The sequence below is a fragment of the Micromonospora sp. NPDC050695 genome (genome assembly GCF_040654415.1).
GTDB lineage: Bacteria > Actinomycetota > Actinomycetes > Mycobacteriales > Micromonosporaceae > Micromonospora.
Genome location: NZ_JBFAHZ010000009.1, coordinates 19,990 through 46,111, shown reverse-complemented (window position 1 = coordinate 46,111; position 26,122 = coordinate 19,990). Strand labels below are relative to the sequence as shown.

General features: G+C 71.0%; 22 protein-coding genes, 1 tRNA gene and 1 riboswitch. Of the genes, 9 read left to right on the top strand and 14 right to left on the bottom strand.

All coding sequences use genetic code 11. From position 1 onward, the window contains the following. Positions 1-29 precede the first annotated feature (29 nt). Positions 30-608, top strand: a complete 579-nt coding sequence (gene dcd / locus AB0H52_RS09275; protein WP_151491512.1) for a dCTP deaminase — start codon at positions 30-32, stop codon at positions 606-608. A 78-nt stretch (positions 609-686) separates the two neighbouring features. On the opposite strand, the gene AB0H52_RS09270 is transcribed toward dcd, so the two are convergent. Beyond that, positions 687-1,727, bottom strand: coding sequence for a C40 family peptidase (locus AB0H52_RS09270; protein ID WP_151491513.1), 1,041 nt, complete (start codon positions 1,725-1,727; stop codon positions 687-689). A gap of 13 nt (positions 1,728-1,740) precedes the next feature. Further along, a riboswitch (cyclic di-AMP (ydaO/yuaA leader) is annotated at positions 1,741-1,876 on the bottom strand. 234 nt (positions 1,877-2,110) lie between these two features. Between AB0H52_RS09270 and AB0H52_RS09265 the strand changes: the two genes are divergently transcribed. Next, the gene (locus tag AB0H52_RS09265) at positions 2,111-4,093 is read left to right on the top strand and encodes a peptidoglycan recognition family protein (protein ID WP_357946283.1); all 1,983 of its coding nucleotides are present in this window, start codon (positions 2,111-2,113) and stop codon (positions 4,091-4,093) included. Positions 4,094-4,148: 55 nt separating this feature from the next. On the opposite strand, the gene AB0H52_RS09260 is transcribed toward AB0H52_RS09265, so the two are convergent. The 5 genes from AB0H52_RS09260 to AB0H52_RS09240 form a co-directional block, all read right to left on the bottom strand. Further along, positions 4,149-5,159 (bottom strand): NlpC/P60 family protein, encoded by a 1,011-nt coding sequence (locus AB0H52_RS09260; RefSeq protein ID WP_357946280.1) that lies wholly within the window; start codon positions 5,157-5,159, stop codon positions 4,149-4,151. Positions 5,160-5,326: 167 nt separating this feature from the next. Further along, on the bottom strand, positions 5,327-6,328 hold the full coding sequence (locus AB0H52_RS09255; protein ID WP_357946277.1) for a hemolysin family protein: 1,002 nt from the start codon (positions 6,326-6,328) through the stop codon (positions 5,327-5,329). Further along, on the bottom strand, positions 6,321-7,634 hold the full coding sequence (locus tag AB0H52_RS09250) for a hemolysin family protein (protein ID WP_357946433.1): 1,314 nt from the start codon (positions 7,632-7,634) through the stop codon (positions 6,321-6,323). The genes AB0H52_RS09255 and AB0H52_RS09250 overlap by 8 nt, the downstream gene beginning before the upstream one ends. A gap of 119 nt (positions 7,635-7,753) precedes the next feature. Further along, positions 7,754-9,952, bottom strand: a complete 2,199-nt coding sequence (locus AB0H52_RS09245) for a (Fe-S)-binding protein (RefSeq protein WP_357946274.1) — start codon at positions 9,950-9,952, stop codon at positions 7,754-7,756. A gap of 288 nt (positions 9,953-10,240) precedes the next feature. Then, a complete protein-coding gene (locus AB0H52_RS09240) occupies positions 10,241-10,504 on the bottom strand; it encodes a cell division protein CrgA (protein ID WP_151491519.1) in 264 nt (87 codons plus the stop codon). A gap of 222 nt (positions 10,505-10,726) precedes the next feature. Here AB0H52_RS09240 and AB0H52_RS09235 point away from each other — a divergent pair, with 222 nt between their 5' ends. From AB0H52_RS09235 to AB0H52_RS09220, 4 genes are read left to right on the top strand one after another with little or no spacing between them, the layout of a single operon-like run. Then, the gene (locus AB0H52_RS09235) at positions 10,727-11,530 is read left to right on the top strand and encodes a DUF881 domain-containing protein (protein ID WP_151491520.1); all 804 of its coding nucleotides are present in this window, start codon (positions 10,727-10,729) and stop codon (positions 11,528-11,530) included. Continuing rightward, a complete protein-coding gene (locus AB0H52_RS09230; protein ID WP_357946270.1) occupies positions 11,527-13,176 on the top strand; it encodes a class E sortase in 1,650 nt (549 codons plus the stop codon). The genes AB0H52_RS09235 and AB0H52_RS09230 overlap by 4 nt, the downstream gene beginning before the upstream one ends. A 4-nt stretch (positions 13,177-13,180) precedes the next feature. After that, positions 13,181-13,465 carry a hypothetical protein gene (locus AB0H52_RS09225; RefSeq protein WP_151491913.1) on the top strand — a complete coding sequence of 95 codons (285 nt, stop codon included), beginning with the start codon at positions 13,181-13,183 and terminating at the stop codon, positions 13,463-13,465. A 2-nt stretch (positions 13,466-13,467) separates the two neighbouring features. Then, complete coding sequence (locus tag AB0H52_RS09220) at positions 13,468-14,118, top strand: aminodeoxychorismate/anthranilate synthase component II (protein WP_151491912.1); 651 nt, start codon at positions 13,468-13,470, stop codon at positions 14,116-14,118. Positions 14,119-14,132: 14 nt separating this feature from the next. Here the strand turns inward: AB0H52_RS09220 and AB0H52_RS09215 are convergent, their stop codons facing one another. The 8 genes from AB0H52_RS09215 to AB0H52_RS09180 are packed head-to-tail and all read right to left on the bottom strand — an operon-like array spanning position 14,133 to position 23,841. Beyond that, a complete protein-coding gene (locus tag AB0H52_RS09215; RefSeq protein WP_357946267.1) occupies positions 14,133-14,828 on the bottom strand; it encodes an ElyC/SanA/YdcF family protein in 696 nt (231 codons plus the stop codon). Positions 14,829-14,843: 15 nt separating this feature from the next. Next, the gene (pknB, locus tag AB0H52_RS09210) at positions 14,844-16,664 is read right to left on the bottom strand and encodes a Stk1 family PASTA domain-containing Ser/Thr kinase (RefSeq protein WP_151491910.1); all 1,821 of its coding nucleotides are present in this window, start codon (positions 16,662-16,664) and stop codon (positions 14,844-14,846) included. Continuing rightward, positions 16,661-18,079, bottom strand: a complete 1,419-nt coding sequence (locus AB0H52_RS09205) for a protein kinase (protein ID WP_357946264.1) — start codon at positions 18,077-18,079, stop codon at positions 16,661-16,663. Before AB0H52_RS09205 ends, pknB begins: the two co-directional genes overlap by 4 nt. Position 18,080: 1 nt before the next feature. Continuing rightward, positions 18,081-19,586 carry a penicillin-binding protein 2 gene (locus tag AB0H52_RS09200; protein WP_151491908.1) on the bottom strand — a complete coding sequence of 502 codons (1,506 nt, stop codon included), beginning with the start codon at positions 19,584-19,586 and terminating at the stop codon, positions 18,081-18,083. Continuing rightward, a complete protein-coding gene (locus tag AB0H52_RS09195) occupies positions 19,583-21,073 on the bottom strand; it encodes an FtsW/RodA/SpoVE family cell cycle protein (RefSeq protein ID WP_151491907.1) in 1,491 nt (496 codons plus the stop codon). The genes AB0H52_RS09200 and AB0H52_RS09195 overlap by 4 nt, the downstream gene beginning before the upstream one ends. Positions 21,074-21,103: 30 nt before the next feature. Continuing rightward, positions 21,104-22,564 (bottom strand): PP2C family serine/threonine-protein phosphatase, encoded by a 1,461-nt coding sequence (locus tag AB0H52_RS09190; RefSeq protein WP_151491906.1) that lies wholly within the window; start codon positions 22,562-22,564, stop codon positions 21,104-21,106. Next, the gene (locus AB0H52_RS09185) at positions 22,561-23,046 is read right to left on the bottom strand and encodes an FHA domain-containing protein (protein WP_074315675.1); all 486 of its coding nucleotides are present in this window, start codon (positions 23,044-23,046) and stop codon (positions 22,561-22,563) included. Before AB0H52_RS09185 ends, AB0H52_RS09190 begins: the two co-directional genes overlap by 4 nt. Positions 23,047-23,052: 6 nt before the next feature. Then, complete coding sequence (locus AB0H52_RS09180) at positions 23,053-23,841, bottom strand: DUF3662 and FHA domain-containing protein (RefSeq protein ID WP_139586798.1); 789 nt, start codon at positions 23,839-23,841, stop codon at positions 23,053-23,055. Between the two features lie 207 nt (positions 23,842-24,048). Here AB0H52_RS09180 and AB0H52_RS09175 point away from each other — a divergent pair. The 3 genes from AB0H52_RS09175 (at position 24,049) to AB0H52_RS09165 (ending at position 26,117) form a co-directional block, all read left to right on the top strand. Beyond that, positions 24,049-24,134: transfer RNA gene (locus AB0H52_RS09175), tRNA-Leu, on the top strand. Positions 24,135-24,198: 64 nt separating this feature from the next. Continuing rightward, positions 24,199-25,314 carry an NAD-dependent epimerase/dehydratase family protein gene (locus AB0H52_RS09170; RefSeq protein WP_357946258.1) on the top strand — a complete coding sequence of 372 codons (1,116 nt, stop codon included), beginning with the start codon at positions 24,199-24,201 and terminating at the stop codon, positions 25,312-25,314. Continuing rightward, positions 25,311-26,117: a WecB/TagA/CpsF family glycosyltransferase gene (locus tag AB0H52_RS09165; protein ID WP_357946255.1), complete on the top strand. Its 807-nt coding sequence runs from the start codon at positions 25,311-25,313 to the stop codon at positions 26,115-26,117. The genes AB0H52_RS09170 and AB0H52_RS09165 overlap by 4 nt, the downstream gene beginning before the upstream one ends. Positions 26,118-26,122 lie beyond the last annotated feature (5 nt).

The following is a 26,122-nucleotide window of genomic DNA, read 5'->3' as shown; positions in this document are numbered from 1 at the left end:
GCCGCGCGAGACGCCGCTATGGTGGTCCGATGCTGCTCTCCGACCGCGACCTGGTCTCCGAGATCAAGGCCGGCACGCTGGGCCTGGAGCCCTTCGAGCCCATGCTGGTCCAACCGTCCAGCATTGACGTACGACTCGACCGGCTGTTCCGGGTCTTCAACAACCACCTCTACACCCACATCGACCCGGCGATGCAGCAGGACGACCTGACCTCGGTGGTCGAGGTGCCCGACGGCGAACCGTTCGTCCTGCACCCGGGGGAGTTCGTGCTCGCCTCGACGCTCGAGGTCATCTCGCTGGGCGACCAGCTCGCCGGCCGGCTCGAGGGGAAGAGCTCACTGGGCCGACTCGGTCTGCTCACCCACTCCACCGCCGGCTTCATCGACCCGGGCTTCTCCGGGCACGTGACGCTGGAGCTGTCCAACGTGGCGAACCTGCCGATCACGCTCTGGCCGGGCATGAAGATCGGCCAACTGTGCATCTTCCGGCTCTCCTCGCCGGCCGAGCACCCGTACGGCTCGGTGGTGTACGGCTCGCGCTACCAGGGGCAGCGGGGGCCGACGCCCAGCCGCGCCTGGCAGCACTGGCGTACCTGGCCGACCCGCTGACCCGCGACGCACGACCGGGCAGACGCCGAGGGCCCGCCGCGAACGGATCGCGGCGGGCCCTCGGGCGTCCGGGCTGGGTCAGCCGGGGCGGCCGTAGCTGTGGATCGGGCCGTCGTCGACCTTCTTCATCTTGACGGGCTGACCGGCCTGGGGGGCGTGCACCACCCAGCCATTGCCGACGTACATGCCGACGTGGTGGATGTCGCTGTAGTAGAAGACCAGGTCACCGGGGAGCAGGTCGCCCTTGCTGACGTTCTTGGTCACCCGGCTCTGCGCGGCGGCGTTGTGCGGCAGCGACACCCCGGCCTTGGCCCAGGCGGCCAGCATCAGCCCGGAGCAGTCGTACGAGTTCGGACCCTCGGCACCCCACACGTAGGGCTTACCGATCTGGGCGCAGGCGAACTTGACCGCCGTGCCCGCGGCACCTCCGGGATAGCTGGCCGGGCAGGGCGCGGGACGCAGCGGGCCGCCGCCACCGTTGCCGTACACCTTGAGGCGCAGCTTCTGCAGGCGGTCGATCTCCTCGTTGATCTGCTTCCTCTTCGCCGCCAACTGCGCCTCGGTACGGCCCAGCTGGGTCACCATCTCGTCCAGCGGCGCCTTCTGCGCGGCCAGTTCGTCACGCAGGTCGGCCACCTGGCGGACGTCCTGCTGCTGGTTGTGCGCGAACCGGTCGAGCATCTCGAGCTGCCCGACCACCTCGCTCGGCGACCGGCTGCCGAGCACCGCGTTGACAGTGGAGATGTTCTCGCCCTTGTACGCGCGCACGGCCAGGGCGCTGACCTTGTCCATCGCGGCGTCGACCTGACGCTCCAGGGGAGCGATCCGGGCGGCCAGGGCGTCGGCCTGCTTGCGCTTGACGGCGAGGTCGGCCCGGGTGGCGTTGTGCCGTTCGATGATGGGTTCGAGTTTGTTCCAGTCGGCGTCGATCTGGCGCTCGATCTCGGCGACGGACGGGTCGGCGTGGGCCGCCGTGGCGCTGCCCGTCAGGACGACGGCGACGCCGACCAGTGCGGCGAGAGCGTTGGTGAAGCGGGACCAGCGTGGGCGCGGCACGATCGTTGTCGGGCCGGCTGCTGCCGGCCGCTCGGACGGCGGCCGCGGGGCATGGAGTGCCACCGGGGTTCCGTTCTCCTTCTTCCTGACCGCCTACCGGGTTAGCTGACGGGTTCGGGCGGGAAGTCGGCGCCCTACCGCAGTGGCTGCGGATTCACCCCGAGGAACCTGGGTCCCCGGTTCGTTCGGAAACGACTCGGCGGTGTCGGTCCGTCACCGCCCGGGGTGGGCGGACCTGCTATCGGGCCGACGAATGACCAGCGTAGAGACGCCCGTTACCGATCCGCAACCCGTGCGGCCGTGACACTCCGTACCGATCGGAGAGGGTCGCCGGCCATAGGCGAAGATTTCCTTCCGAACGCATCGATACATGGAAAGGTATTGACGCGGACTCCCGGGCGGCGCGAAGGTGACCTCACCTTTGTCCGTGGAATCTAGGGGGTTCGATGCACCGTCCAACCCTGTCCCCCGGCCGGCGCGCCCTGCTCGCCGCCGCCGTGGTCGCCGCCGCGACCGGGGTACCGCTACCCGCCGGCGCGGCCGCCGCCGCACCCACCGTCGACCGTCAACAGCGGTACGCCGCCGCGGCAGCGGAGTACGGCGTACCGATCGACGTGCTGCTCGGCGTCTCCTACCTGGAGTCGCGCTGGGACAGCAACGCCGGCACACCGAGCACCAGCGGCGGCTACGGCCCGATGCACCTGACCGACGCCCGCCACGTGGCCGCCCTGCCCGGGCGCGGTCACCACGACGCCGGCACCGAGGACCCGCGCGGCGACGACTCCCGACCGGCGCTGGCACCCGCGCCCCCGCAGGCCGCGGATCCCGCACCACCCAGCACCGCGTTGCAGACCGTGGACACCGCCGCCACCCTGACCGGCGCGGCGCCGGAGTCGCTGCGCACCGACCCCGACGTCAACATCCGGGGCGGGGCGGCGCTGCTGGCCGCGTACCAGAAGGAACTGGGTGCCCCGGTGGGCGCCGGCACCGACCCGGCCACCTGGTACGGCGCGGTGGCCCGCTACGCCGGCGCGGACAGCGCCGACGCGGCGGCGGCCTTCGCCGACGAGGTCTTCACGACGATCGGCACCGGCGAGTCCCGGGTGACCGACGACGGCCAACGGATCACCCTGCCGGCCCGCGCGGTACAGCCGGAGCGTTCCTGGCTGGACCGGCTGGGCCTGCGCCGGCTGGCCCGACCGGACGGGCTGGAATGCCCTCGCACCGTCTCCTGCGAATGGATCCCGGTGCCCTACGAGGCGTTCGGCGACGGGGACTACGGCAACCACGACCTCTCCGACCGGCCCGCCCGGCAGAAGATCGAGTACATCGTCATCCACGACACCGAGGCGAGCTGGGCGACCACTTTGAAACTCGTTCAGGACCCGACCTACGTGAGCTGGCACTACTCACTGCGCTCGGTGGACGGGCACATCGCCCAGCACGTGAAGACCAAGGACGTCGGCTGGCACGCCGGCAACTGGTACGTCAACGCCAAGTCGATCGGCCTGGAACACGAGGGCTTCGCCGCGCAGGGCACCTGGTACACCGAGGCGATGTACCGGACCTCGGCGAAACTCGTCCGGCACCTCGCGCTGCGGCTCGGCATCCCGCTGGACCGCCAGCACATCATCGGCCACGACAACGTGCCCGGCACCATCGCGTCGACCGTTCGCGGGATGCACTGGGACCCGGGGCCCTACTGGGACTGGTCGCACTACTTGGACCTGCTGCACGCGCCGCGACTGGACACCGGCACCCCGGCCACCGGGCTGGTCCGGATCGACCCGGACCCCGCCACCAACCAACCGGTGTTCACGGGATGCGTCACCCCCGGCGTGCCGTGCGCGCCGCGCGGCTCCTCGTCGGTGGTGCTGCACACCGCGCCGTCCGCCGACGCGCCCCTGGTCAACGACATCGCACTACGCCCGGACGGCACCCCGAACACCATGGAGGTGTCGGATCACGGCACCCGGGCCTCCGCCGGCCAGACGTACGCGTTGGCCGGCCGGCAGGGGGACTGGACGGCCATCTGGTACCTCGGACAACGCGCCTGGTTCCACAACCCGGCGTCCGCGCCGACGGCCAGGTGGACCGTGGGCGTGGTGGCCACCCCGAAGCCCGGACGGGCCACCATCCCCGTGTACGGGCGGGCGTACCCGGAGCAGGCGGCCTACCCGGCCGGCGTGCCCTACCAGACGATCTCCCCACTTCAGTACACCCTCGCCGCCGGGCAGCGGTACGCCGTCGGCGCGGTGCTGGCCGGCGAGTACTACCGGGCCAGCACGTTCGACGGGTCCTCGCCCGGCGACTGGACGGTGATCCGCGGCGAGAACCGGTACGCGCAGATCCAGTTCGGCCACCGCATCATGTACGTCAACCTGGCCGACGCGCAGCTCCTGCCGTCCCCGGTGGGCGCACCCCGCTGAGAAACCGCGACGGCCCCCGGTCGGTGACCGGGGGCCGTCGTCGTGCCTGGGCGGATCAGCCGGGTCTGCGGAACCCGGCGACCGGCATGGTGAGGCTGGCCACCGTCACCGGTCTTCCGGCGCGGGGCGCGTGCACCATCAGGTTGTTGCCCAGGTACAGGCCGACGTGGCGCAGGTCGCCGTAGAAGAAGACCAGGTCACCGGGGCGAGCGTCGGCCCGAGAGACGGCCTTACCCTCGTTCCACTGGGCGCCGGTGTAGTGGGTGAGGTAGATCCCGGCCGACTTGTAGGCGTACTGGGTCAGACCCGAGCAGTCGAATGCGTTCGGGCCGACGGCACCCCAGACGTACGGGTCGCCGACCTGCTGGCAGGCGGTCTTGATCGCCTTCTGGGCGGCGGTGCTGGCGACACCGTTGATGGTCGGGCAACCGGCGGTCTTGATCGTGGTCTTCGGCAGCGATGCCTCGAGCTTCTTGATCTCGGCGTCGATCTGCTTCTTCTTGGCGGCCAACTCGTTCTGCTGCTTGGTCTGGGTGGCAATCAGCACGTCCAGCTTCTGCTTCTCGCCGTCGTACTTGGCTCGCACGGCGAGCACACCCGCGACCTCCTTGCGCTCCTGCGCGGCAAGCCGGTCCAGAACGGTGAGCTGCTCGGTGAGGGTGTCCGGCTTGGCACTGACCAGCAGCGCGCCGATGTCCTGCGACGGACCCGACATGTAGTAGCGGGAGGCGAGGTCACCGACCCGGGTGAGGGCCAACTCGCTCTGCAGTGCCAGCGGCTCGATCTTCTTCTGCAGGTCCGCCGATTTCTTGCGGTTGACCTGCAGCTGCGATCGCACCTTGTTGTACTGCTCGACGGCGGGCTCCAACTGCTCCCACTGCTTGTCGATCTGCGCCTCGATCTCGTCGACCGAAGGCTCGGCCTGCGCGGGCACGGCGAGCACACCGGCTCCGACGGCCACCGCGGCGACCAGGACGAGCAGACGTTGGGCGACCCGGCGCAGACCGCCCGGCCGCGCGGACAGCCCCGGGGCGTGACGATGAGGGGGCATGGTTGCCACCGGCATCGACTCCTTTGCAACCGACCGCCGGGCGCCTCGCGTGCGGGAAGGGCCGAGGCAGACGACCCACAGCGGTCGGTGCCCCACATTAGGGAAATGCCGCACCGGAATCAAGACGAACCTGACCACCATCACTGTCGTGCAACCGCTTGCACACCAAGGGTGTTGGTCGATTAACCAACGATTGCGGTCAATACGTCGTCGAGCGTCACCACACCGAGCGGTCGGCGACCGTCGCTGACCAGCACCATGTGCCGCCGTTCCCGACGCATCGCGAGCAGCAGGTCGGCCAGCGTACGCTCCGGCGGCACCACCGCCAGTGGCCGGTACACCTCGGCCGGCACCGGCGCACGACGAGCATGCCCGGCGTAGCCGAGCACATCCTTGACGTGCACGAAACCGAGCACCCGCCGGGTGGACCGCTGCACCACCGGGAAGCGGGACCGACCGGTCCGGGTGGCCAGCACCTCCAGCGACGCCGGCGAGACGTCCTCGGCCACCGTCACCACCGTCGACCACGGCTGCAACGCGTCCGCCGCCGTCCGCGCGTGCAGGGCCAGCGCGCCGGTGATCCGGGCGTGCTGTTCGGCGTCCAACAATCCCTCGGTACGTGCCTGGGAGACCAACCCGGCCAACTCCTCGGCGGTGAACACCGACTTCACCGCCTCGGACGCCTCGATCCGCCACAACGCGAGCACCCGACGGGCCGCCCACTTCATCGCCAGCAACAGTGGCTTGGTGGCCACGCAGAACGCCAGCATCGCCGGGCCCAGCCACAGCGCGGAGACCTCCGGCCCGGCCAGCGTGATGTTCTTCGGCACCATCTCGCCGACGACCGTGTGCAGGAAGACCACCACACCCAGCGCCAGCACGAACGCCACCGGGTGCACCGCCCGGTCCGGCAGGCCCGCCGCGTGGAACGGCGGCTCCAGCAGGTGCGCCAGCGCCGGTTCCGCGATCGCACCGAGACCCAGCGAGCAGACCGTGATGCCGAGCTGGGCGCCGGCGATCATCAGGGGGATCTGGTTCATCGCCGACAGCGCCCACCGGGCCCGCTTCGAGCCGGCCGCGAGGGGTTCGATCACCGTCCGCCGGGACGCGATCAGCGCGAACTCGCTGCCGACGAAGAACCCGTTGCCCAGCAGCAACAGCACGGTCACCAGCAGCTCAGTCATCGTCGTCCGGCTCCGCCGGGCGCAGCACCCGGACCTGCTCGATCCGGTGCCGCTCCACCTCCACCACGGTGAACTCCCAGCCCTGGGCCTCGACCGTCTCGCCGGCCAACGGGATGTGCCCGAGCCGGGCCATCAGGTACCCGGCCAGCGTCTCGTACGGACCGTCGGGCAGCCGGAAACCGGTCTGCTCGGCCAACTCGTCGGACCGCAGCACCCCGTCGACCAGCACCGTGCGTTCCCCGCCGGGCACGGTCAGCTCGACCGGACCGGCGTCGTCCACGGTGGCCGGATCGAACTCGTCGGCGATCTCCCCGACCAACTCCTCGACCAGGTCCTCGACGGTCACCACGCCGTCCGTGCCGCCGTACTCGTCGACCACGATCGCCAGGTCCGCGCCGGCCGACTTCAGCGCGGCCAGTACGCCGTCCAGGTTGAGGCTCTCCGGCACGTACACCGGCTCACGAGCCACCGAACCGACCATGGTCGAGGCCCGCGCCGCCAACGGCACACCCAGCGCGTCGGGCACAGCGGCCACGCCGGTCACCAGATCCAGGGTCTCCTCGTACACCGGGAAGCGCGTCCGTCCGGTCTGTCGGGACGCCTCCAGCAGTTCGGCCACCGTGGCCGTGGCGCGCAGCGCCACCACGTCCACCCGGGGGGTCATCGCCTCAGCCGCCCGCTTGTCACCGAAACGGATGGTGCGGCGCAGCAGCATCGCGGTGTCGGTGGGCAGCGCGCCGGCGCGGGCCGAGATGGCCGCCAGCAGGCCCAGTTCCTCCGGTGAACGGGCGCTCGCCAACTCTTCCTGCGGCTCCACACCGAGCGCTCGCACCAGCCGGTTCGCCGAGCCGTTCAAGCCCCGGATCAGCCAGCCGAACGTACGGGAGAAGGTGTGCATCGGACCGGCGGTGGCCAGCGCGGCCGGCATCGGCCGGGCCAGCGCCGCGTTCTTGGGCACCAGCTCACCGAAGAGCATGGAGAGCAGGGTGGCCAGCGCCAGCGCCAGGAAGGGCGTGAACCGCTCGGCACCGCTCCCCGCCACCGGACGCAGCAACGGGGTGAAGATCCGCGCCAGGGCCGGCTCGGCCAGGTATCCGGTGAGCAGCGCCGTGATGGTGATGCCGAGCTGCGCCCCGGAGAGCTGGAAGGACAGCTCACGCAGTGCGGTGCGTACCGTCAGGGCGGCCTGGTCGCCGGCGGCGGCCCGCCGGTCGATCTCCGCCCGGTCGACCGTGACCAGGGCGAACTCGGCCGCGACGAAGAACGCGTTGCCCGCGGTCAACGCGACGAAGCCGACCAGGGGCAGCAGCGTGGTCAGCAGCAGGCCGTTGATGTCGCCTCACCTCGGCGGGAATTCTCGCACGACGGCGGCGGCACCCGGGGGTGCCACCGCCGTCGATCGACATCGATCCAGGGGTACGCTGCTCAGCCGCCGACCGGCGCGGCGTCCCTGTCGCTCTGCGGCTGCTCCGGCTTGACCGAGCGGAGCAGCACCGTGGCCACGTCGATCACCTCGACCTGCTCGCCGGCACCCTTGCCGTTGACGCCGTCGCTGAGCATCGTCGAGCAGAACGGGCAGCCCACGGCGACCGTCTTGGCGCCGGTGGCCATGGCCTCCTCGACGCGATCCACGTTGATCCGCTTGCCGATCTTCTCCTCCATCCACATCCGGGCACCGCCGGCGCCGCAGCAGAAGGAGCGCTCGCTGTTGCGCGGCATCTCGGTGAGTTCGCCCTCGATGGCGTCCCCGAGCACCTCGCGGGGTGCCGCGAAGACCCGGTTGTGCCGGCCCAGGTAGCAGGGATCGTGGTAGGTGACCCCGCCGTCGACCGGCTGCACCGGGGTGAGCTTTCCGGTGGAGACCAGGTGGGCCAGGAGCTGGGTGTGGTGGACCACCTCGAACTCGCCGCCGAGCTGCCCGTACTCGTTGCCCAGGGTGTTGAAGCAGTGCGGGCAGGTGGCGACGATCTTGCGCTTGGCCTTCTCCCGGCCCTCGAACGCCTCGTTGAGGGTCTCGACGTTCTGCTGGGCGAGCATCTGGAACACGAACTCGTTGCCGATGCGTCGCGCCGGGTCACCGGAGCAGGTCTCACCCTCACCCAGGATCGCGAACGTCACGCCCGCCTCGTTGAGCAGGGTTGCCACGGCATGGGTGGTCTTCTTGGCCCGATCCTCGAACGCGCCGGCGCAGCCGACCCAGAACAGGTACTCGAAGTCGTCCACCTCGCCGACCCGCGGCACCTCGAAGTCCAGGCCCTTGGTCCAGTCCTCGCGGGTGTTCTGCGGGGCACCCCACGGGTTGCCCTTGTTTTCCAGGTTGCGCAGCATCACGCCGGCCTCGGCGGGGAAGCTCGACTCGATCAGGACCTGGTAGCGGCGCATGTCGACGATGTGGTCGACGTGCTCGATGTCCACCGGGCACTGCTCGACGCAGGCGCCGCAGGTCGTGCAGGACCAGAGCACGTCCGGGTCGATGACGCCACCGGACTCGGCGTCGCCGATCAACGGCTTGTCGCCCTCGGCGAGCGACAGCACGTCCAGGTGGGCGAGCTGCGCGGCGGTGGCCTTCTCCTCGCCGGTCAGGTCCTTGCCGCCGCCGGCCAGCAGGTACGGCGCCTTGGCGTACGCGTGGTCGCGCAGGCTCAGCACGAGCAGCTTGGGCGAGAGCGGTTTGCCGGTGTTCCAGGCCGGGCACTGCGACTGGCAGCGGCCGCACTCGGTGCAGGTACTGAAGTCGAGCAGGCCCTTCCAGCTGAACTGCTCGACGTGGGCGACGCCGAACTGGTCCTGCTCCGGGTCCGCCTCCTCGAAGTCGAGCGGCTTGCCCTGGCTCGTCATCGGGCGCAGCGCGCCGAGGCCGGAGCCGGCCGGCTTGGCCGGCTCGCGCTTGAAGAAGATGTTGGGGAATGCCAGGAAGCGGTGCCAGGCGACGCCCATGGTGACGTTCAGGGAGATGACGATCAGCCACGTCATCGAAATAATGATCTTGATGGCGGCGGCGACGCTGACGCCGTCCGCCCAGTCCGGCAGGACCGCACCGACCGCGTGGCTGACCGGGGTGGCCCAGAACGGGAACTCGAAGTGGCCGGTGGCGACCTTGAAGCCCCGGATCACGAACCCGAAGATCAGGACCAGCAGCACGATCCACTCGACGAAGTAGCCCTGCCACATGGTCGAGCCGGTGAACCGGGAGCGTCCGCCCGGCCGGTTCGGTCGGTTGCGCAGGCGGATCGCCATCAGCACCAGGATGCCCACCAGACCCAGCACACCGATGATCTCGGTGACCAGGCCGAAGATCGTCCAGTGCCCGATGATCGGCAAACCGCCGTCGGTGGTGGCCACCTCGAAGTACGCCTCGAGCACCAGCAACGACAGCACCACGAACCCGACCATCACGAACCAGTGCGCCGCACCCACCACGCTCCACTTGAGCATCCGGGTGTGGCCGGCGGTCTCCACCAGCATGGTCCTGGTGCGGCCGGCCTTGTCGGCGAACCGCTCCGGCGCGGGCTGCCCGAGCCGGATGACGGCCGTCATCTTCATGACCGCGCGCACCGCAAGCCACACCGCCACGGCGGTGATGGCGGCCGCGAGGATCGTGGTGACGATCTGGACGCTGCCCATCGAGTTGGCCTCCCGGTCTGCTGCCTGTCGAGCGGCTCGGCGACCGGGGCCGGGTCAGGTGCGAAGCGGCCTCACGCCGTTGCCGCACCCGCGACCGGACCGGTCGATGACCTCGCTCCGCTCGGTCATGCAGTGCAGCCTACGCGCAAGGTTACCCAGCAGTAACGTGAGTCATCTCGCATCCGGCCACGCCGCCCTGCGGACACCATAGGGTGCCCCGCCCGATCCCGCCGGGCAGGGGCTCGTGGGGTGACGTGGACCCTCCGGCGTCTCGGCGCCGGGGCCGGCTCAACGCCAGCGGGAGAGCAGCGCCAGCGAGGCGACCATCGCACCGAAGCCCACCGCGAGGTTCCAGTAACCCCACGACATGACCGGGTACTCCTGCTCGGAGAGGTAGTAGACGACCAGCCAGCCGATGCCGGCGACGATCAGGGCGACCGCGGTGACCGGCAGCCACACCGGGCTAGGCTTGCGCGACGTCGCCGCCGTCGTCGGACGCACGTCCGTCGGCGGGGTGTACACCTTCTTCTTGCGGACCTGTGACTTGGGCACGACGCTCTCCAGAGGGGGTGACGACCTCGTCCGGCCTGACAACCGGGCGCGGGGGCGACGGTCCATGGCCAATAATGTTCGAGAGCTAGCGTAGTCCGGAACGCCCGCCCGGACCACGAATGGGGTCAGGCCGGTGCACGGAGTGACCGAAAAAGGCGGGACTGTTCGTATCACCGGCCGGGCCGGGGCGGACCGATCCCCGACACGCGGAAGGAACGCTCGGTGGAGTACACATCCGGCGCCGCCTCCTGGCAGAAGGTCCTCCGACGGGCCGGCGCCGGGCTGCTGCCCCGGCGACCCCGTCAACGCCGACCGGGCTGGTCGATCGGGGTGCCCCTGATCGCCGCCGCGGCCGGCCTGCTGTTCACCACCTCCGCCACCACCGCCGACGGCACCGCGCTGCGCGAGGACCGCCGGCCCCAGCTCAACCAGCTCATCGAGGACCGCCGCGAGCAGGTGGCGGGCAGCGAGCGCCGGGCCGCCACACTGCGCGGCGAGGTCGAGCAACGGACCGACGCGCTCGCCGACTCGGACGGCCCGATCAAGGCCCAGCGGGACCGCGCCGAGGGCGGCCTCCAGGCCGCCGGCTTCACCCCGCTCGCCGGCCCCGGCGTGACGGTCGAGCTGAACGACGCGCCGCAGTCGGACCAGGCCCACCCGGACGCCAGCAACGATGACCTGGTCGTACACCAGGGCGACGTGCAGGCGGTGGTCAACGCGCTGTGGGCCGGCGGGGCGGAGGCCATGTCAATCATGAATGTCCGCGTGCTCGCGACCAGCGCGGTACGCTGCGTCGGTAACACCCTGCTGCTCCACGGGCGGGTGTATTCTCCACCGTTCAAGATCGTGGCAATCGGCGACCCCGCTGCCCTTCAGCAGGCCCTCGCCAGCTCTGAGGGAGTCCGGTTGTTCAAGGACGCAGTCGATGACTACCAGCTCGGTTATAAGGAGGAGGCCGTCTCGAGGGTGACGGTCCCGGCGTTCGAGGACTCGACGGCCCTGCGTTCGGCTACGGTGCCCAGGTGAGCGGCGCGGACGGGCGACACCGGGACCAGGCCGACGACCCGACGGCGTTCCTGCCGAAGGTCGACCGGCCCGATCAGACGCCGGCCCGGCCCGGCCCGGCCAGCAACTGGCCCACCCCCGAGCTGCCGGCCCGCCCCCGGGCCACGCGCCCACCGACCAGCCCCGAGCCACCGCCCGCCGCCGTGCCACCGCCCGCCGCCGTGCCACCGCCAGCGGCCGTGCCACCGCCGGTAACCGCGCCACCGGCCTGGCCTGGTGCTGCCGCCGCCGGGCCACACGACGGGTCAGGCCTTCCCCCCGGCGGCAACCCCGGCCGACCGACCGCGCCCAACCAGGAGCCGGTACGCCCGAGCACCGCCGGCGAGCTGCCCACCCGCACGCCCGCACCCGGCACGGCATCGGCCACGCCAGCCTCCGGCACCGGGCCGACCCGCTCACCTGCCCCCGGCACCGGGCCGTCGGCCACCGGTGGCACGCCGGGTCTGCCGAAGGCCACGCCGACCCACCCGGATACACCCGGTGCGACGCCATCCCGGTCAACCGCTCCCGCCCCCTCGATCCGGCCGGCGGTTTCGGGTGCGCCGACTCCTCCGGCTGGCGACGCGCCGACCGCGTTCATCCCCACGGTCGGCACCGGGTCCACCCGCGCGGCCGGCTCCCCGGCCGCCGCCCCGACGTCCCCGGCCGGCTCGATCCCCCCGGCCGGGCCTCAACGCACCGCTGACCCGTCCGCCACCGCGCTGATCCCCACCGTCTCCGCCGGGCCGTCGGTCCGACCGCCGGCGATGGACTCCACGGCGCTGATGGGTGCCGTGCCCCGCACACCGACCGACGTAGACGAGCCGGCCGGTGCCGGCGACGGCCCCGCCGAGCCTCCCCGGCCCCGGCGCGGCGAACGGGTGGTCCAGCTCCGCCCGCACCAGACCGGTGCGGGCTACAAGAGCGTCTACTCGGAACTCACCCGCCCGTCGTTCGGCTCCCGGCTGCGCAGCGGCATCCGGGTCACCGGCGAGGTCCTCATCACCTTCGGCCTGGTGGTGCTGCTCTTCGCCGGCTACGAGGTGTGGGGCAAGTCGGCCGTCGTCGACGCCCACCAGAACGACCTCACTCACCAGCTCACCCAGGCGTGGGGCGGCGACCCGACGGTTGCGCCGTCGGCCGGCGCCCCGAGCGCCAAGCCGTCCCCGCCGGTGCACGGCAAGCCGATCGCGGGCCTCTACATCCCCAAGCTCGACAAGAACTGGGTGGTCGTCGAGGGCGTCACCCAGGACGACATCCGGTACGCCCCGGGTCACTACCCGACCAGTGCGCTGCCCGGCCAGGTCGGCAACTTCTCCGTCGCCGGCCACCGCAACCGGGCCACGTTCTGGCGCCTGGACGAGCTGGACGACGGCGACGCGATCGTCGTCGAGGGCAAGAACGACTGGTACGTCTACCGGGTGGCGCAGATCCGGATCGTCAAGCCGACCCAGGTCGAGGTGGTCGCCCCGGTGCCCGGCGAGCCGGACAAGAAGCCCACCAAGCGGATGCTGACCCTAACGACCTGCAACCCGAAATGGGACAACTACCAGCGGCTGATCATCCACGCGGAGCTGGACCGGACCCAACCCAAGTCGGCGGGCCGCCCCGCGGAGCTGGAAGGCTGACCCGATGTACGCGTTCATCTGGCGCAAGCTGCCCTTCGGGCTGGCCGGCAAGCTCACCGGCTCGGTGCTGCTCGCCGCCGCCGCGGGGGCCCTGCTCTGGTACGTGGCCTTCCCCTGGGCCGAGCCGCTGCTGCCCTTCGACGACGTGCAGGTCACCCAGGATTCCGGCGTACCCGGTGAGACGGGCGGCGGGGACGCCGTGACGGATGAGACCCCGGCGGGCGACGAGCACGACCTGCCGTACGACACCGACCAGAACAACTCCGCGCCGCCCTCCCCGAGCAGGTGACCATGCGCGTCCTGGTGATCGACAACTACGACTCGTTCGTCTTCAACCTGGTGCAGTATCTGGGCCAGCTCGGCGTGGAGTGCGAGGTCCGCCGCAACGACGAGATCGACGTCGCCGAGGTCGGCCAGGTGGGCGCGGCCGGTGTCCTGCTCTCGCCGGGACCGGGCAGCCCCGACCGCGCCGGCATCTGCCTGGACGTCATCCGGGAGTACGCGGGCAAGCTACCGATCTTCGGTGTGTGCCTCGGGCACCAGGCGATCGGCGAGGCGTTCGGGGCGACCGTGACCCGCGCCCCCGAGTTGCTGCACGGCAAGACCTCCGAGGTACGGCACCAGTCGGTCGGCGTCCTCGCCGGTCTGCCGGACCCGTTCACCGCCACCCGGTACCACTCCCTGGCGGTGCTGCCCGAAACGCTCCCCGATGAGCTGGAGGTCACCGGCTGGACCGGCTCCGGCGTGGTGATGGCGATGCGACACCGGACGCTGCCCATCGAGGGCGTGCAGTTCCACCCGGAGTCGGTGCTCACCGAGGGCGGCCACCTGATGCTGGCCAACTGGCTGGCCGGCTGCGGTCACCCCGAGGCGCTGGAGCGTGCGCCGGCGCTGGCCGCCGAGGTCGACGCCCGTCGCCGGGCCGCCTTCGTCACCATCTGACACGGGCCGGTGGTTCAGCTGCCCAGCGCGTCCCGGACCGCCGGGTCGGCGGGCGAACGGACCTGCGGCGCTCGACCCCGACCCGCGTCCCACGCGGCCTTGCCACTGGCGAAATAGTCCCGGACCGACTTCTCGACGAGCAGGGCGCGTCCGCAGCCGGGGCAGCGGGCGGCCACCCCGTCGACGTCGAGGCCCAGATGACGGCACAGCGTCACGGCCCGGGACAGGTGGTATGACTGCGTCACGATCAGCGCCCGTTCGACGCCGTACACCTGGCGGGCCCGCGCACAACTGTCGTAGGTGTCCAGGCCGGACGGGTCGGCCACCACGCGCCGCGGATCGACGCCGAGTTCGGTGAGGTACGACGTCATCACCGCCGTCTCGTCACCCGACGTCCCGCCGCCGTCGCCCGACACGAGGACGACCTTCGCCCGCCCGCCGGTCACCAGGGCGGCGGCGGTCTCCAGACGGCCGGCGAGGCGTTCACCCGGCCGCCGCCGGTCGGCCGCCACGGCGGTGCCGAGCACGATCACCACGTCGGCGGAGGGCGCGTCGGCCTCGGCGTACAGGTGGCCGCGTGCGGAGATCGTCGTCCACAGCCACGGCAGGCTGGCGAGCAGCAGCGCGACGACACCCAGAACGGCCAGACGTCGGAGGCGTCGCCGCCAGCGGTGCGCCTGCGTCGCAGCGGGCGCCTGCGCGTCACCCACGCTCGTCGGCTCGGCCTAGTCCTCGGGAAGCCGGTTCGGCGGGGGCGGGATCGGCAGACCGAGGCCGGCCCCGGTGCCGGGGGAGGTCGGCGTGCCCGTCGGCGTACCCGTGGGTGTGCCGGTGGGCGTCGGGTCGGTGACGGGCTCCGGTTGACTGATCTTGATGGTCACCTTCGTGCCGGTCGGCTTCTTGTCCTTGCCGTTCGGGCTCTGGTCGGTGACCTTTCCCGCCTCGGTGGCGGGCACCTCCGGGCCGTCCTGCGCAACGACCGTGAAGCCGGCGTTACGGAGGACGCGGGTGGCCTCCTCCTGACCCAGCCCGACGACGTCCGGCACCTCGCGGACCTTGCCGTTCGAGACGGTGAGCGTCACCGTCGTGCCCTCGGGCACGCTCTGCCCCGACGGTGGGTTGACGCTGAGCACCTCGTCCTCGCTCGCCTCACCATCGACCGTCTTGATCTCTGGGACGAGCTTCGCCTCCTCCAGCCGCGCGATGGCGCTCTCCCGCTTGCTGCCCTTGAGACCTGCCGGGACGGTCACCTCGGGCTTGCCACCACAGATCTGGATGGTGACCGTCTGGCTCTCCTTCAGCCGCGCACCGGGCTGCGGGTTCTGCTGGAACACCGTGTTCGGTTTGCAGGTGCTGTCCAGCACCGGATCGCCAACCTGAGGCTGCAAGCCGGCGTTGCGGATCTCGGTGATCGCGGCTTCCTGGCTCTTGCCGGTGAGTGTGGGCACCGACTTCAGGGCCTTGTCCTGTTGCTGGTTCCAGAGCAGGGCGGCGACCAGGGCGATCACCGCCAGCACACCGACCGCACTGAACATCGCGATCAGCCAGGACGACGCCTTACGCTGGCGCGGGTCACCCACCCGGGCCGGGATCTGCCGGGTCTGCTGCCCGCCGGCGGGAGCCGGATAGCCGCCCCCGCCGCCGGCCGGGGCCATCGCCACCGTCTCCGCCTCGCGCATCACCGGCGTGGCCAGCACGGGCCGGCCGGCGGCGGCGCGGAGCAGGTCCGCACGCATCTCGCCGGCGCTCTGGTAACGGTTGAGCGGGTTCTTCGACAGGGCCTTGAGCACGATCGCGTCGACGGCCGGGGTGACGTCCGGGTTGATGTCGCTCGGCGTCGGCGGCGTCTCCCGGACGTGCTGGTAGGCGACGCTGACCGGGCTGTCCCCGACGAACGGCGGGTGCCCGCAGACCAGCTCGAAGAGCACGCAGCCGGCCGCGTAGACGTCGGAACGAGCGTCCACGGCCTCGCCGCGCGCCTGCTCCGGCGACAGGTACTGGGCCGTGCCGATCACCGCGCTGGTCTGCGTCATGGTGGTCGCGCCGCTGGCCAGCGCCCGGGCGATGCCGAAGTCCATCACCTTGACCTGGCCGGTCTGGGTGAGCATCACGTTGCCGGGCTTGATGTCGCGGTGGATGATGCCGTGCCGGTGGCTGAACTCCAGCGCCGCGCACATGTCGGCGCAGATCTCCAGCGCGCGGCGGGGCTGCAACCGGCCCTCGGCGCCGAGCACCTCTTTGAGGGTCCGTCCGTTGACGAACTCCATGACGATGAACGGCAGCGTCTCACCGGTCGGCGCGGTCTCCTCGCCGGTGTCGTAGACCGCCACGATCGCCGGGTGGTTGAGCGACGCGGCGTTCTGCGCCTCCCGACGGAACCGCATCTGGAACGTCGCATCCCGGGCGAGGTCGGTGCGGAGCATCTTGATCGCGACGTCCCGACCGAGTCGGAGGTCGCGACCGCGGTGCACCTCGGCCATGCCGCCATAGCCGAGCAGCTCGCCGACCTGGTACCTGCCACCGAGCAGGCGGGCCTGCGCTGTCATCGCGTCTGTCGTCCTTCGCTCGTCGTCGTCCCGCCGTCGTCCGGCTGGAGCCGTACCTCACGACGGTACGACGTCCGGGTCGGATCGTCGCGTCCGTCTGGCCGCAGCGCGCCGGACGTCGCCGCGGGCGGAGCCAGCGCACCGGTTTCGCCGGACTGCGACTGCTGCTTCTTCAGGTTGTAGGAAATCACGCCCGAGCAGAGCAGGACCAGCACGGCCAGCAGGATGGCGAGAAGCACCATTCCGGGCCGGGACCGGCGGGGCGCGGACGTGGATGGCGCAGGAATGCCCTGCCGGACGTACGCCGGAGGGTGTTCCTGCCGGGTCTGCGCTTGTGGCACGGCCGCGGCACCGCGTGGGTAGCCGGTCGGAGCGGCCGGCGGCCGGGCGTACGGGACCGCCGGCGCGACGGCGGTGGGACGGGGCTGCTGGGCCGGGGCGATCGCGGTCGGCCGCTGCCCGGCGGGCGCCGGACGGTGCGGGCCGGCCGGTGGCCGATGGTGCTGCGACTGCGGCACCTGCGCACGGCCCGGCCCGGCCGGCGAGGCCGGCGCACCGGAGACCGGACCCGGGTGGCCGCCGCCCCGCGCCTGCTGGGAGAGCGCGGCCTTGAGCTGGCGGGCGACTCCGGCGAGGGCTGCGGCGCTGGGCCAGCGGGCGGCCGGATCCTTGGACAACGCTCGTTCCACCACTGCCCGGACCTGCGGCGGAATGTCCGCGGGCAGAGGGCGCGGGGTCTCCCGGACGTGCCGCATGGCGATGTCGAGAGGGTTGTCGCCCTCGAACGGACGCCGCCCGGCCAGGCACTGGTAGGCGACCACGCCGAGGGCGTACACATCGGAGGCTGGCGTGGCGACACCGCCGGTGGCCTGCTCGGGTGAGATGTACGAGGCGGTGCCGAGCACCGAACCGGCGGCGGTGAGCTGACCGACCAGGTCGGAGCGGGCGATGCCGAAGTCGGTCAGCACCAGCGTGCCGTTCGGCCGGACGAGCAGATTGCCCGGCTTCACGTCGCGGTGCACGATGCCCTTCTCGTGGGCGGCGTGCAGCGCGTCCGCGGCCTGCGCGACGAGGGCCATCGTCCGGGCCGGCGTGAGCCGGCCGACCCGGCTCAGCGTCGACGACAGGGCGTCGCCCTCCACGTACTCCATGACCAGGAACGCGATCTGCTGGTCGTTGCCAAAGTCGTAGACGTCCACGACGCCGGGGTGGTTGATGGTCGCCATGGTCCGGGCCTCGCCGCGGAACCGCTCGGCGAAGTCCGGGTCGTCGAGCAGCGCGGGAAGCAGGCTCTTTACCGCGACCGTCCGGCCGAGCACCTGGTCGGTGCCGCGCCAGACGTCACCCATGCCGCCGCTGGCGATCCGCTCGTCGAGGCGGTAGCGGTTGCCGAGCTGGACGCCGGGGCTGAGCATGTCAGCGGCCTCCGGGGTCGGCGATGGCGGCCCGCATGATCTGGCCGCCGATCCGGGCCGCCTCGGCGCTGCCGCCGCTGCCGGCCTGCTCCAGCACGACGCACACCGCGGAGACGGGATTGCCGTTCTTGTCGATGGCGAACCCGATGAACCAGCCGTGGTCGGGCCGGTCCGGGGCGGACTGCGCGGTGCCCGTCTTGCCGCCGACCGTGTAGCCGGCGATGGCCGCCTTCCGGCCGGTGCCGTTCTGGACCACGGTGAGCATCATGTCCCGCAGGTCGCCGGCGACCTGCGGGCTGACCGGCTGGCGCAATTCCCGCGCCTTGGCGGTGTAGTAGCTGGTGGTCCGGTCCGGCGCGAGGAGCTGCCGGACCAGGTACGGCCGCATCTGGCTGCCGCCGTTGGCAACCGACCCGGCGATGAGGGCACCCTGCAACGGCGTCATCCGGACGTTGTTCTGGCCGATCGACGACTGGGCCAGTGCGGCCGGGTCGGTGCTGCCGTCCGGGTTCTGCATGTCCCCGGTCCGGCTGGCCGCCGTCGGCAGACCGCCCTCGCCGAGCTGGCCGACGGTGAGGTCGTCCTGCTCGAAGCCGAACTGCCGAGCCTTTTCTTTGATCTTGTCGGCGCCGAACCGCACGCCGAGCTGGGCGAAACCGGTGTTGCAGGACTCGGTGATCGCCTCCTGCAGCGTGACCTGCGCCTCGGGGCAGATCGACGGGGCGGCGTTGCGGATCGGGCTGCCCGAGGTGGGCGGGGTGTAGCTGGGGCCGGCCGGGATCGGCGTCGACTTGCTGACGCCGTTCTCCAGCGCCGCCGCGGCCACCACGATCTTGAAGGTGGAGCCCGGCGGCAGCGTCTCGGCGAGCGCGCGGTTCTTCAACGGGCCTTCCGGATCCTGCTCCAGCTTGTTGAACGCCGCGGCCGCCGCGGCCGTGTCGTGGCTGGCCAGCGGGTTCGGGTCGAAGCTGGGCATGGAGACCAGGGCCTGCACCGCACCGGTACGCGGGTCGATGGCGACCGCCGCGCCCCTCTTCGCACCCACCTGGTTGTTGCGCAGCTGGTCGTACGCCACGTCCTGGGCCCGCCTGGAGAGCGTGAGCAGCACGTTGCCGCCCCCGGTCTCGTCGCCGGTGAACATGTCCTTGAACCGGTCGCCGATCAACTGGTCGCTGGTGCCGGCAAGGAAGTCGTTCTCCACCTGCTCGATGCCCTGGTCCGCCAGGTTGACCGGCTTGTAGCCGAGCACGTGGGCGTACTTGGCGCCGCCCGGGTAGGTGCGCTGGAACTTCAGCTTTCCGGTGGTCTCCTTGCTGGTGGCCACCGCCGTGCCGCCGGCCTCGATGTTGCCGCGCTTGCGCTTGTAGTCGGCAACCTGGACCCGGCCGTTGTAGTCGCTGGTGCGGTACTCGTCGGCCTTGTACGCCTGGATCCAGTTGAGGTTCGCGAAGAGCAGGCCGAACAGGACCATGACGACGACGCCGACGCGGCGCAGGGGTGCGTTCACGGCTTGATCACCTCCGTGGGAGCACCATGCAACTGCTCGGGCGGCCCGCCGGCCGGTCGGCTCGCCTTGCCGGCACCGCCGGTCACCGGCCGCCGAGCGCCGTCGGAGACCCGCAGCAGGACCCCGATGAGTAGCCAGTTCGCCATCAGCGACGAACCACCGGCGGACAGGAACGGGGTGGTCTGGCCGGTCAGCGGGATGAGCTTGCTGATGCCGCCGGCGATCACGAAGACCTGCAGGCCCAGGGTGAAGGCGAGACCGCCCGCGAGCAGCTTGCCGAACGAGTCACGCACCGCGAGCGCGGCGCGCAGGCCCCGCTCCACGATCAGCAGGTAGACCACCAGCAGTGCGGAGAGGCCGAACAGGCCGATCTCCTCACCGATGCCGGCGAAGATGAAGTCATTCTGCACCTCGGGGAGGATGTCCGGTTGACCGCCGCCCGGCCCGGTGCCGAAGAGCCCGCCCGTGCCGAGGGCGAGCAGGCCCTGGACGAGCTGGTAGCCCTTGTCGGTCGGGTCGGCGAACGGGTCCAACCAGATCTCGGCCCGCACGTAGAAGTTGGCGAACGGCCCGCCGACCGTCGAGCCGAGGACGTACGCCAGGTACGCACCGCCGAAGAAGAGGACCAGACCGATCAGCAGCCAACTGACCCGTTCGGTGGCGATGTAGAGAGTCACCACGAACATGCCGAAGTACAGCAGCGAGGTGCCCAGGTCCTTCTCGAACACGAGCACCAGGAGGCTGATCAGCCAGACCCCGACCACCGGGCCGAGGTCACGGCCACGCGGGAAGTCGATGCCGAGGAACCGCCTGCTGGCCAGCGACAGCACCTCGCGCTTGCGCACCAGGTAGTAGGCGAAGAAGACCAGCAGCGCCAGCTTGGCGAACTCACCCGGCTGGATGGAGAAACCACCCACCCGGATCCACAGCTTCGCGCCGTTGATCTCGGAGATGCTGGACGGCAGCACCGCCGGGAGCATCACCAGCACGATGCCGGCCAACCCCAGGGTGTACGCGTACCGGGACACCGAACGGTGGTCACGCATGATGGCGAGCAGGCCGGCGGCGAGGATCACCGCGGCGAGCGTCCACGCCAACTGCCGGCCCCCGATGCCGGCGAAGACGGCCAGGGTCTCCCGGTCGGCCACCGGGGCCTCACCCAGGTCGATGCGGCGCAGGAAACCCACCCCGAGGCCGTTGAGCAGGGCTACCGCCGGCAGCAGGGCCGGGTCGGCGAACGGGGCGAGGAACCGGATGACCAGATGCAGACCGAGGAAGACCGCGCCGAGGGCGGCGGCGGGCATCCAGAAGTCCGGGGTGACCGTGTCCAACAGGTTCGCCTCGACGGTCGCCCCGTACGCGGCCACCAGCACCATCGCAAGCAGCAGCAGGGACAGCTCGGCGTTGCGCCGGGACCGGGCCAGGCGTACGCCGGACTGCCCGCCCGTGGTCGCGGGCGAGGGTGCCGGTGTGGCCGCTACGGTCACGGGTGGAATCCTCTGGATCTCAGCCGACGCTCACTCAGGAGACCGGCAACCGGCCGGATCGAGCGTCGGCGGTGTCGAATCGGAGGGCGTGGCGTCGGGTGTGGTCGTCGGGCTGGTCACACCGACGGTGGCGGTTGCCTCGGTGCTCGGGCCCGCGGTCACGGTCCCGTTGGGAGTCGCCGGCGCATTGGCGGTGGGGCTGCCGTTCGGTGCCGGGGTCGCCCCGTCCGGGGTCGGCGTCGCACCCACCACGGCCTGGTCGGACGGGCAGAGCGGCTTGAGGTTGGGGTTGCTCGGGGTGTCGCTGGTCAGTTCGGCGAGCTGGCGCTCGGCGTCCGGCTCGCTCTTGGCCCGGATGCCCACCTTGACGGTGTCCTGCGCGGCGACGGTGAGGTCGTCCAGCCGGGTGCCGCTGGTGCGGTGCACGGTGGAGAGGTCCATCCCGGCGATCTGACCCTGGATGCCCCGGAAGACGGCGACCTGCCCCTCCTCGGTGGCACCCACGTAGTACTGCCGCTGGGTGTACGTCCAGCCGGCGAAGGACCCACCCCCGACGATCACCAGCAGGGCCAGCGCCATCGCGGCGGCCCGCACCGGCCGGCGCTTCGGGCGATCCGGCTCGTCGTCGGAGGCGGCGGGCTCCTCGGGCACGGCCGGGCGCGGCGCGGAGAGCGCGGAGGCCCGGGCGGCCGGCGTGGAGTCGTCGGCGGAGGTGGCCATGCCCCGGTCCCGGGCGGCGGCACCACCGACGATCGGGGTCGCCTCGACGATGTCCTGGTCGGTGGCGTCGGCGATGATCACGGTGATGTTGTCCGGGCCGCCGCCGCGCAGCGCGAGCTGCACCAGCCGCTCGACGCACTGCTGCGGGTCGGGGTACTCCCGCAGGGTCTCACCGATGGTCTCGGCGCTGACCACGCCCGAGAGGCCGTCACTGCAGATCAGGTACCGGTCGCCGGGAAGGACCTGGCGCACCGAGTACTCCGGGTCGATGTCCCGGCCGTCGAGGGCGCGGGTCAGCAGCGACCGCTGCGGGTGGCTGCTCGCCTCCTCGGCGCTGATCCGGCCCTCGTCGACGAGCATCTGGACGTACGTGTCGTCCTTGGTGATCTGCGCGAACTCACCGTTGCGCAGCAGGTAGGCCCGCGAGTCACCAATGTGGACCATCCCGATCTTGCTGCCGGAGAAGAGGGTCGCCGTCAGCGTGGTGCCCATCCCCTCCAACTGCGGGTTGGCGTCCACCGTGTCGCGGAGTTGTTGGTTGGCGGTACCCACGGCCGAACGCAACGCGTCGACGAGAGCGTCCCCCGGGACGTCCTCGTCGAGCGGCGCCATGGCACCGATGACGATGTTGCTGGCGACGTCACCGGCGGCCATGCCGCCCATGCCGTCGGCAACGGCGAGTAGCCGCGGCCCGGCGTAGACGGAGTCTTGATTGCCGTCTCGGATCAGACCGCGGTCGCTGTGGGCCGCATAGCGCAGGGTCAGAGTCATGGCCGTAATTCGAGGGAAGTGCGGCCGATCCGGATCGGCACGCCGAGGGGGACGGGGGTTGGTCCGGTGACCTTAGCGCGATCTAGGTACGTGCCGTTAGTCGAGCCGAGGTCCTCGACGAACCACTGCCCGTCGCGGGGCACGAGCCGGGCGTGCCGCGCGGAGGCGTAGTCGTCGGTGATGACCAGGGTGGAGTCCTCGGCCCGACCGATGGTGATCTGCGCTTCACCGAGAGTGATCCTGGTGCCGGCCAGCTGACCGGCGGTCACCACCAGCTGGTGCGCCGCCCTGCCCCGCTTCACCTTCGCCGGCTTGGCCGCCTGCCCCGTCGAGGCGCCCACCGCTCGTGGCGCCGCCACCAGGCGACCGGACCGGGCCCCCGCGAACAGGTCGCGGCGAATCACGCCGACCACCGTGAACACGAAGATCCACAGCAGGATCAGGAATCCGAACCGGGCAACGGTGATGACCAGTTCCGGCAAGGCGGGTCAGCCGTCCACGCGGAAGGTCAGCGTCGTGGTGCCGAGCTGGACCATGTCACCCGGGTTGAGGGCGACCGCGGAGACCCGCTGGCCGTTGACCATGGTGCCGTTGGTCGACCCCAGGTCGGTCAGCACGACCTGGCCGCCGTCGAAATCCAGCCGGGCGTGTCGCCGGGAGATGCCGACGTCGGGCAGACGCAGGTTGGCCTGGTCGCCACGACCGATCACCGTCGACCCCATCTGGAGGGGGTAGGTGCGGCCGTCGCCGGAGACCAGCCGCACATTCCGGCCGCCACCGTGGCCGGGCGGCGGGCCGTAGCCACCACCCTGGTCGTACGCGGGGTAGGCGGGCGGGCCGGCGTCATAGCCGGGCGCCGACACCGGGGCGACCTCGCCACCGGTGTAGACCTCGGCGGTGACCCGGAACATGCCCGTGTCCAGGCCGTCGCCCCGCTCGATCTCGACGATCACGTCACCGTAGACCGTCCAGGCCTGCTCGCCGATGAACTCCGCCTGCGACTGGGCCAGCTCCTGGGCCAGTGCGGCGGCGTACGGCGCCAGACGACTGTGGTCGAACGGCGAGAGATCGATCACGTAGCGGTTGGGCACCAACGTGCGCCCACCGGCCAGGATCGCCTTGTGCGCCTCGGCCTCCCGCTGCATGGCGTTGAGGATCTCCACGGGGTGGACCACCCCTTTGAAGACCTTGGCGAAGGCCCCTTCGACCAGGCCTTCCAGACGCTTCTCGAAGCGTTGCAGCACGCTCACCGGCTCCTCCTCGGGTCCCGAGGACATGATGGTATCCGGCCGGCGCGCGTGCAGCTCACACGCCGCTCGGCCGGCTGCTCCCGGCCCACTCGGAAGGACCGGGACTGCCGTGCTAATCTTTCGTCCGCCACGAACGGTAACCGCTCGTGGCAAGCACCTGGGACAGCGTAGTATTCCCGAGGCCCGCTGGAGACAGCGGGATCGGGGCGGCTACAGTGTTCCGGGTTGTGCCACGGGGATGTGGCGGAATGGCAGACGCGCACGGTTCAGGTCCGTGTGCCCGAAAGGGCGTGGGGGTTCAACTCCCCCCATCCCCACCACCGACGAGGGCTCCGCATCATGCGGGGCCCTTCCGTCATATCGGGGCGCGTCGGGCGTCACGCTATGCTCCGATGGATTCTGCCTCCGATGGACCAGGAGTGGCGTGTGAGTGTCGCGTTGGTGACCGGGTCTGGTGGTCTGATCGGCTCCGAGGCGGTCCGGCACTTCGCCGACCTCGGCCTGGATGTCGTCGGCATCGACAACGACATGCGCCGGTACTTCTTCGGTGAGGACGGCTCCACATCCTGGAGCCTGGAGCGGCTCGGCCGTGATCTGGGTAACTCGTACACCCACTTCGCGGTGGACATCCGGGACCGCGACGGCCTGGAGCAGGTGTTCAAGAGGTACGGCTCGGACATCGCCGTGGTGATCCACAGCGCCGCGCAGCCGAGTCACGACTGGGCCGCGAAGGAGCCGTACACCGACTTCGACGTCAACGCGGGCGGCACGCTCAACGTCCTGGAAAACACCCGGAAGCACGCGATCGACGCACCGTTCATCCACTGTTCGACCAACAAGGTCTACGGTGACCGGCCCAACAGCCTGCCGCTGGTCGAGCTGGAAACCCGGTACGAGCTGCCCGAGGACCACCCGTGGTACGAGGGCATCACCGAGGACATGTCGATCGACAGCTCCCTGCACTCGATCTTCGGTGCCTCCAAGGTCGCCGCGGACGTGATGGTCCAGGAGTACGGCCGCTACTTCGACATGAAGACCGCCTGCTTCCGGGGCGGCACGCTGACCGGCCCGGCGCACTCGGCGGCCGAGCTGCACGGCTTCCTGGCGTACCTGATGCGCTGCGTCATGGAGGGTCGGACGTACAACCTGTTCGGCTACAAGGGCAAGATGGTCCGCGACGCGATCCACTCGCGGGACGTGCTGAGCGCGTTCGAGGCGTTCTTCCGGGCACCGCGCTCGGCGGAGGTCTACAACCTGGGCGGCGGCCGGCACTCCAACACCTCGCACATCGAGGCGTTCCGGATCGCCGAGGAGATCACCGGCCGCGAGGCGCGGATCAACTACGTCGAGCAGAACCGCACCGGCGACCACAAGTGGTACGTCAGCAGCATGGCCCGGTTCGAGGAGCAGTATCCGGACTGGAAGATCACATACGACGTACCGATGATCCTGCGGGAGATCTACGAGGCCAACGTGGACAAGTGGGTGCCCCAGTCATGACGTCCCGCACCAAGCGCAACGTGCTCGGCGTCCTGGTCGACGCCACCGACTACGCCACGGCGACCGACGCGGTGGTGACCGCCGCGCACGAGCGGCGTCCGCTCGCGCTGACCGCGCTGGCCGTGCACGGCGTGATGACCGGTGTCCTGGACCCGGCGCACAACGCCCGGCTCAACTCCTTCGACGTGGTCACGCCGGACGGGCAGCCGGTGCGCTGGGCACTCAACCTGCTGCACCACGCCGGGCTCACCGACCGGGTCTACGGCCCGACGCTGACCCTGCACGTGCTCTCCCGCTTCGCCGACGAGGGGCTGCCGGTCTACCTGTACGGGTCGACCGAGGAGACGCTGGCCAAGCTGATCCCGGCACTGGAGCGGATGTTCCCCGCGCTGAAGATCGCCGGGGTGGAACCGTCCAAGTTCCGGGCCGTCCAGCCGGGCGAGGACGCCGAGATCGCCGACCGGATCCGGTCCAGCGGCGCGCGGCTCGTCCTGGTCGGGCTCGGCTGCCCGCGCCAGGAGGTCTTCACGTACGCCATGCGACCGCTGCTCGACATGCCGATGATGGCGGTCGGCGCGGCCTTCGACTACCACGCCGGGCTGCTGCGCCAGCCGCCGCCGTGGATGCAGCGCGCCGGGCTGGAGTGGTTCTGGCGGCTCGGTCTGGAGCCGAAGCGGCTCTGGCGTCGCTACGTCATCCTCAACCCGGCCTACCTGACCCGGCTCGCCGCGCAGAAGACCGGCGTGTGGAAGGCTCCTCCGCCGGCCCCCGCCACCGAGCGGCCGTCCGCCTTCGCGGTCTGACCCCC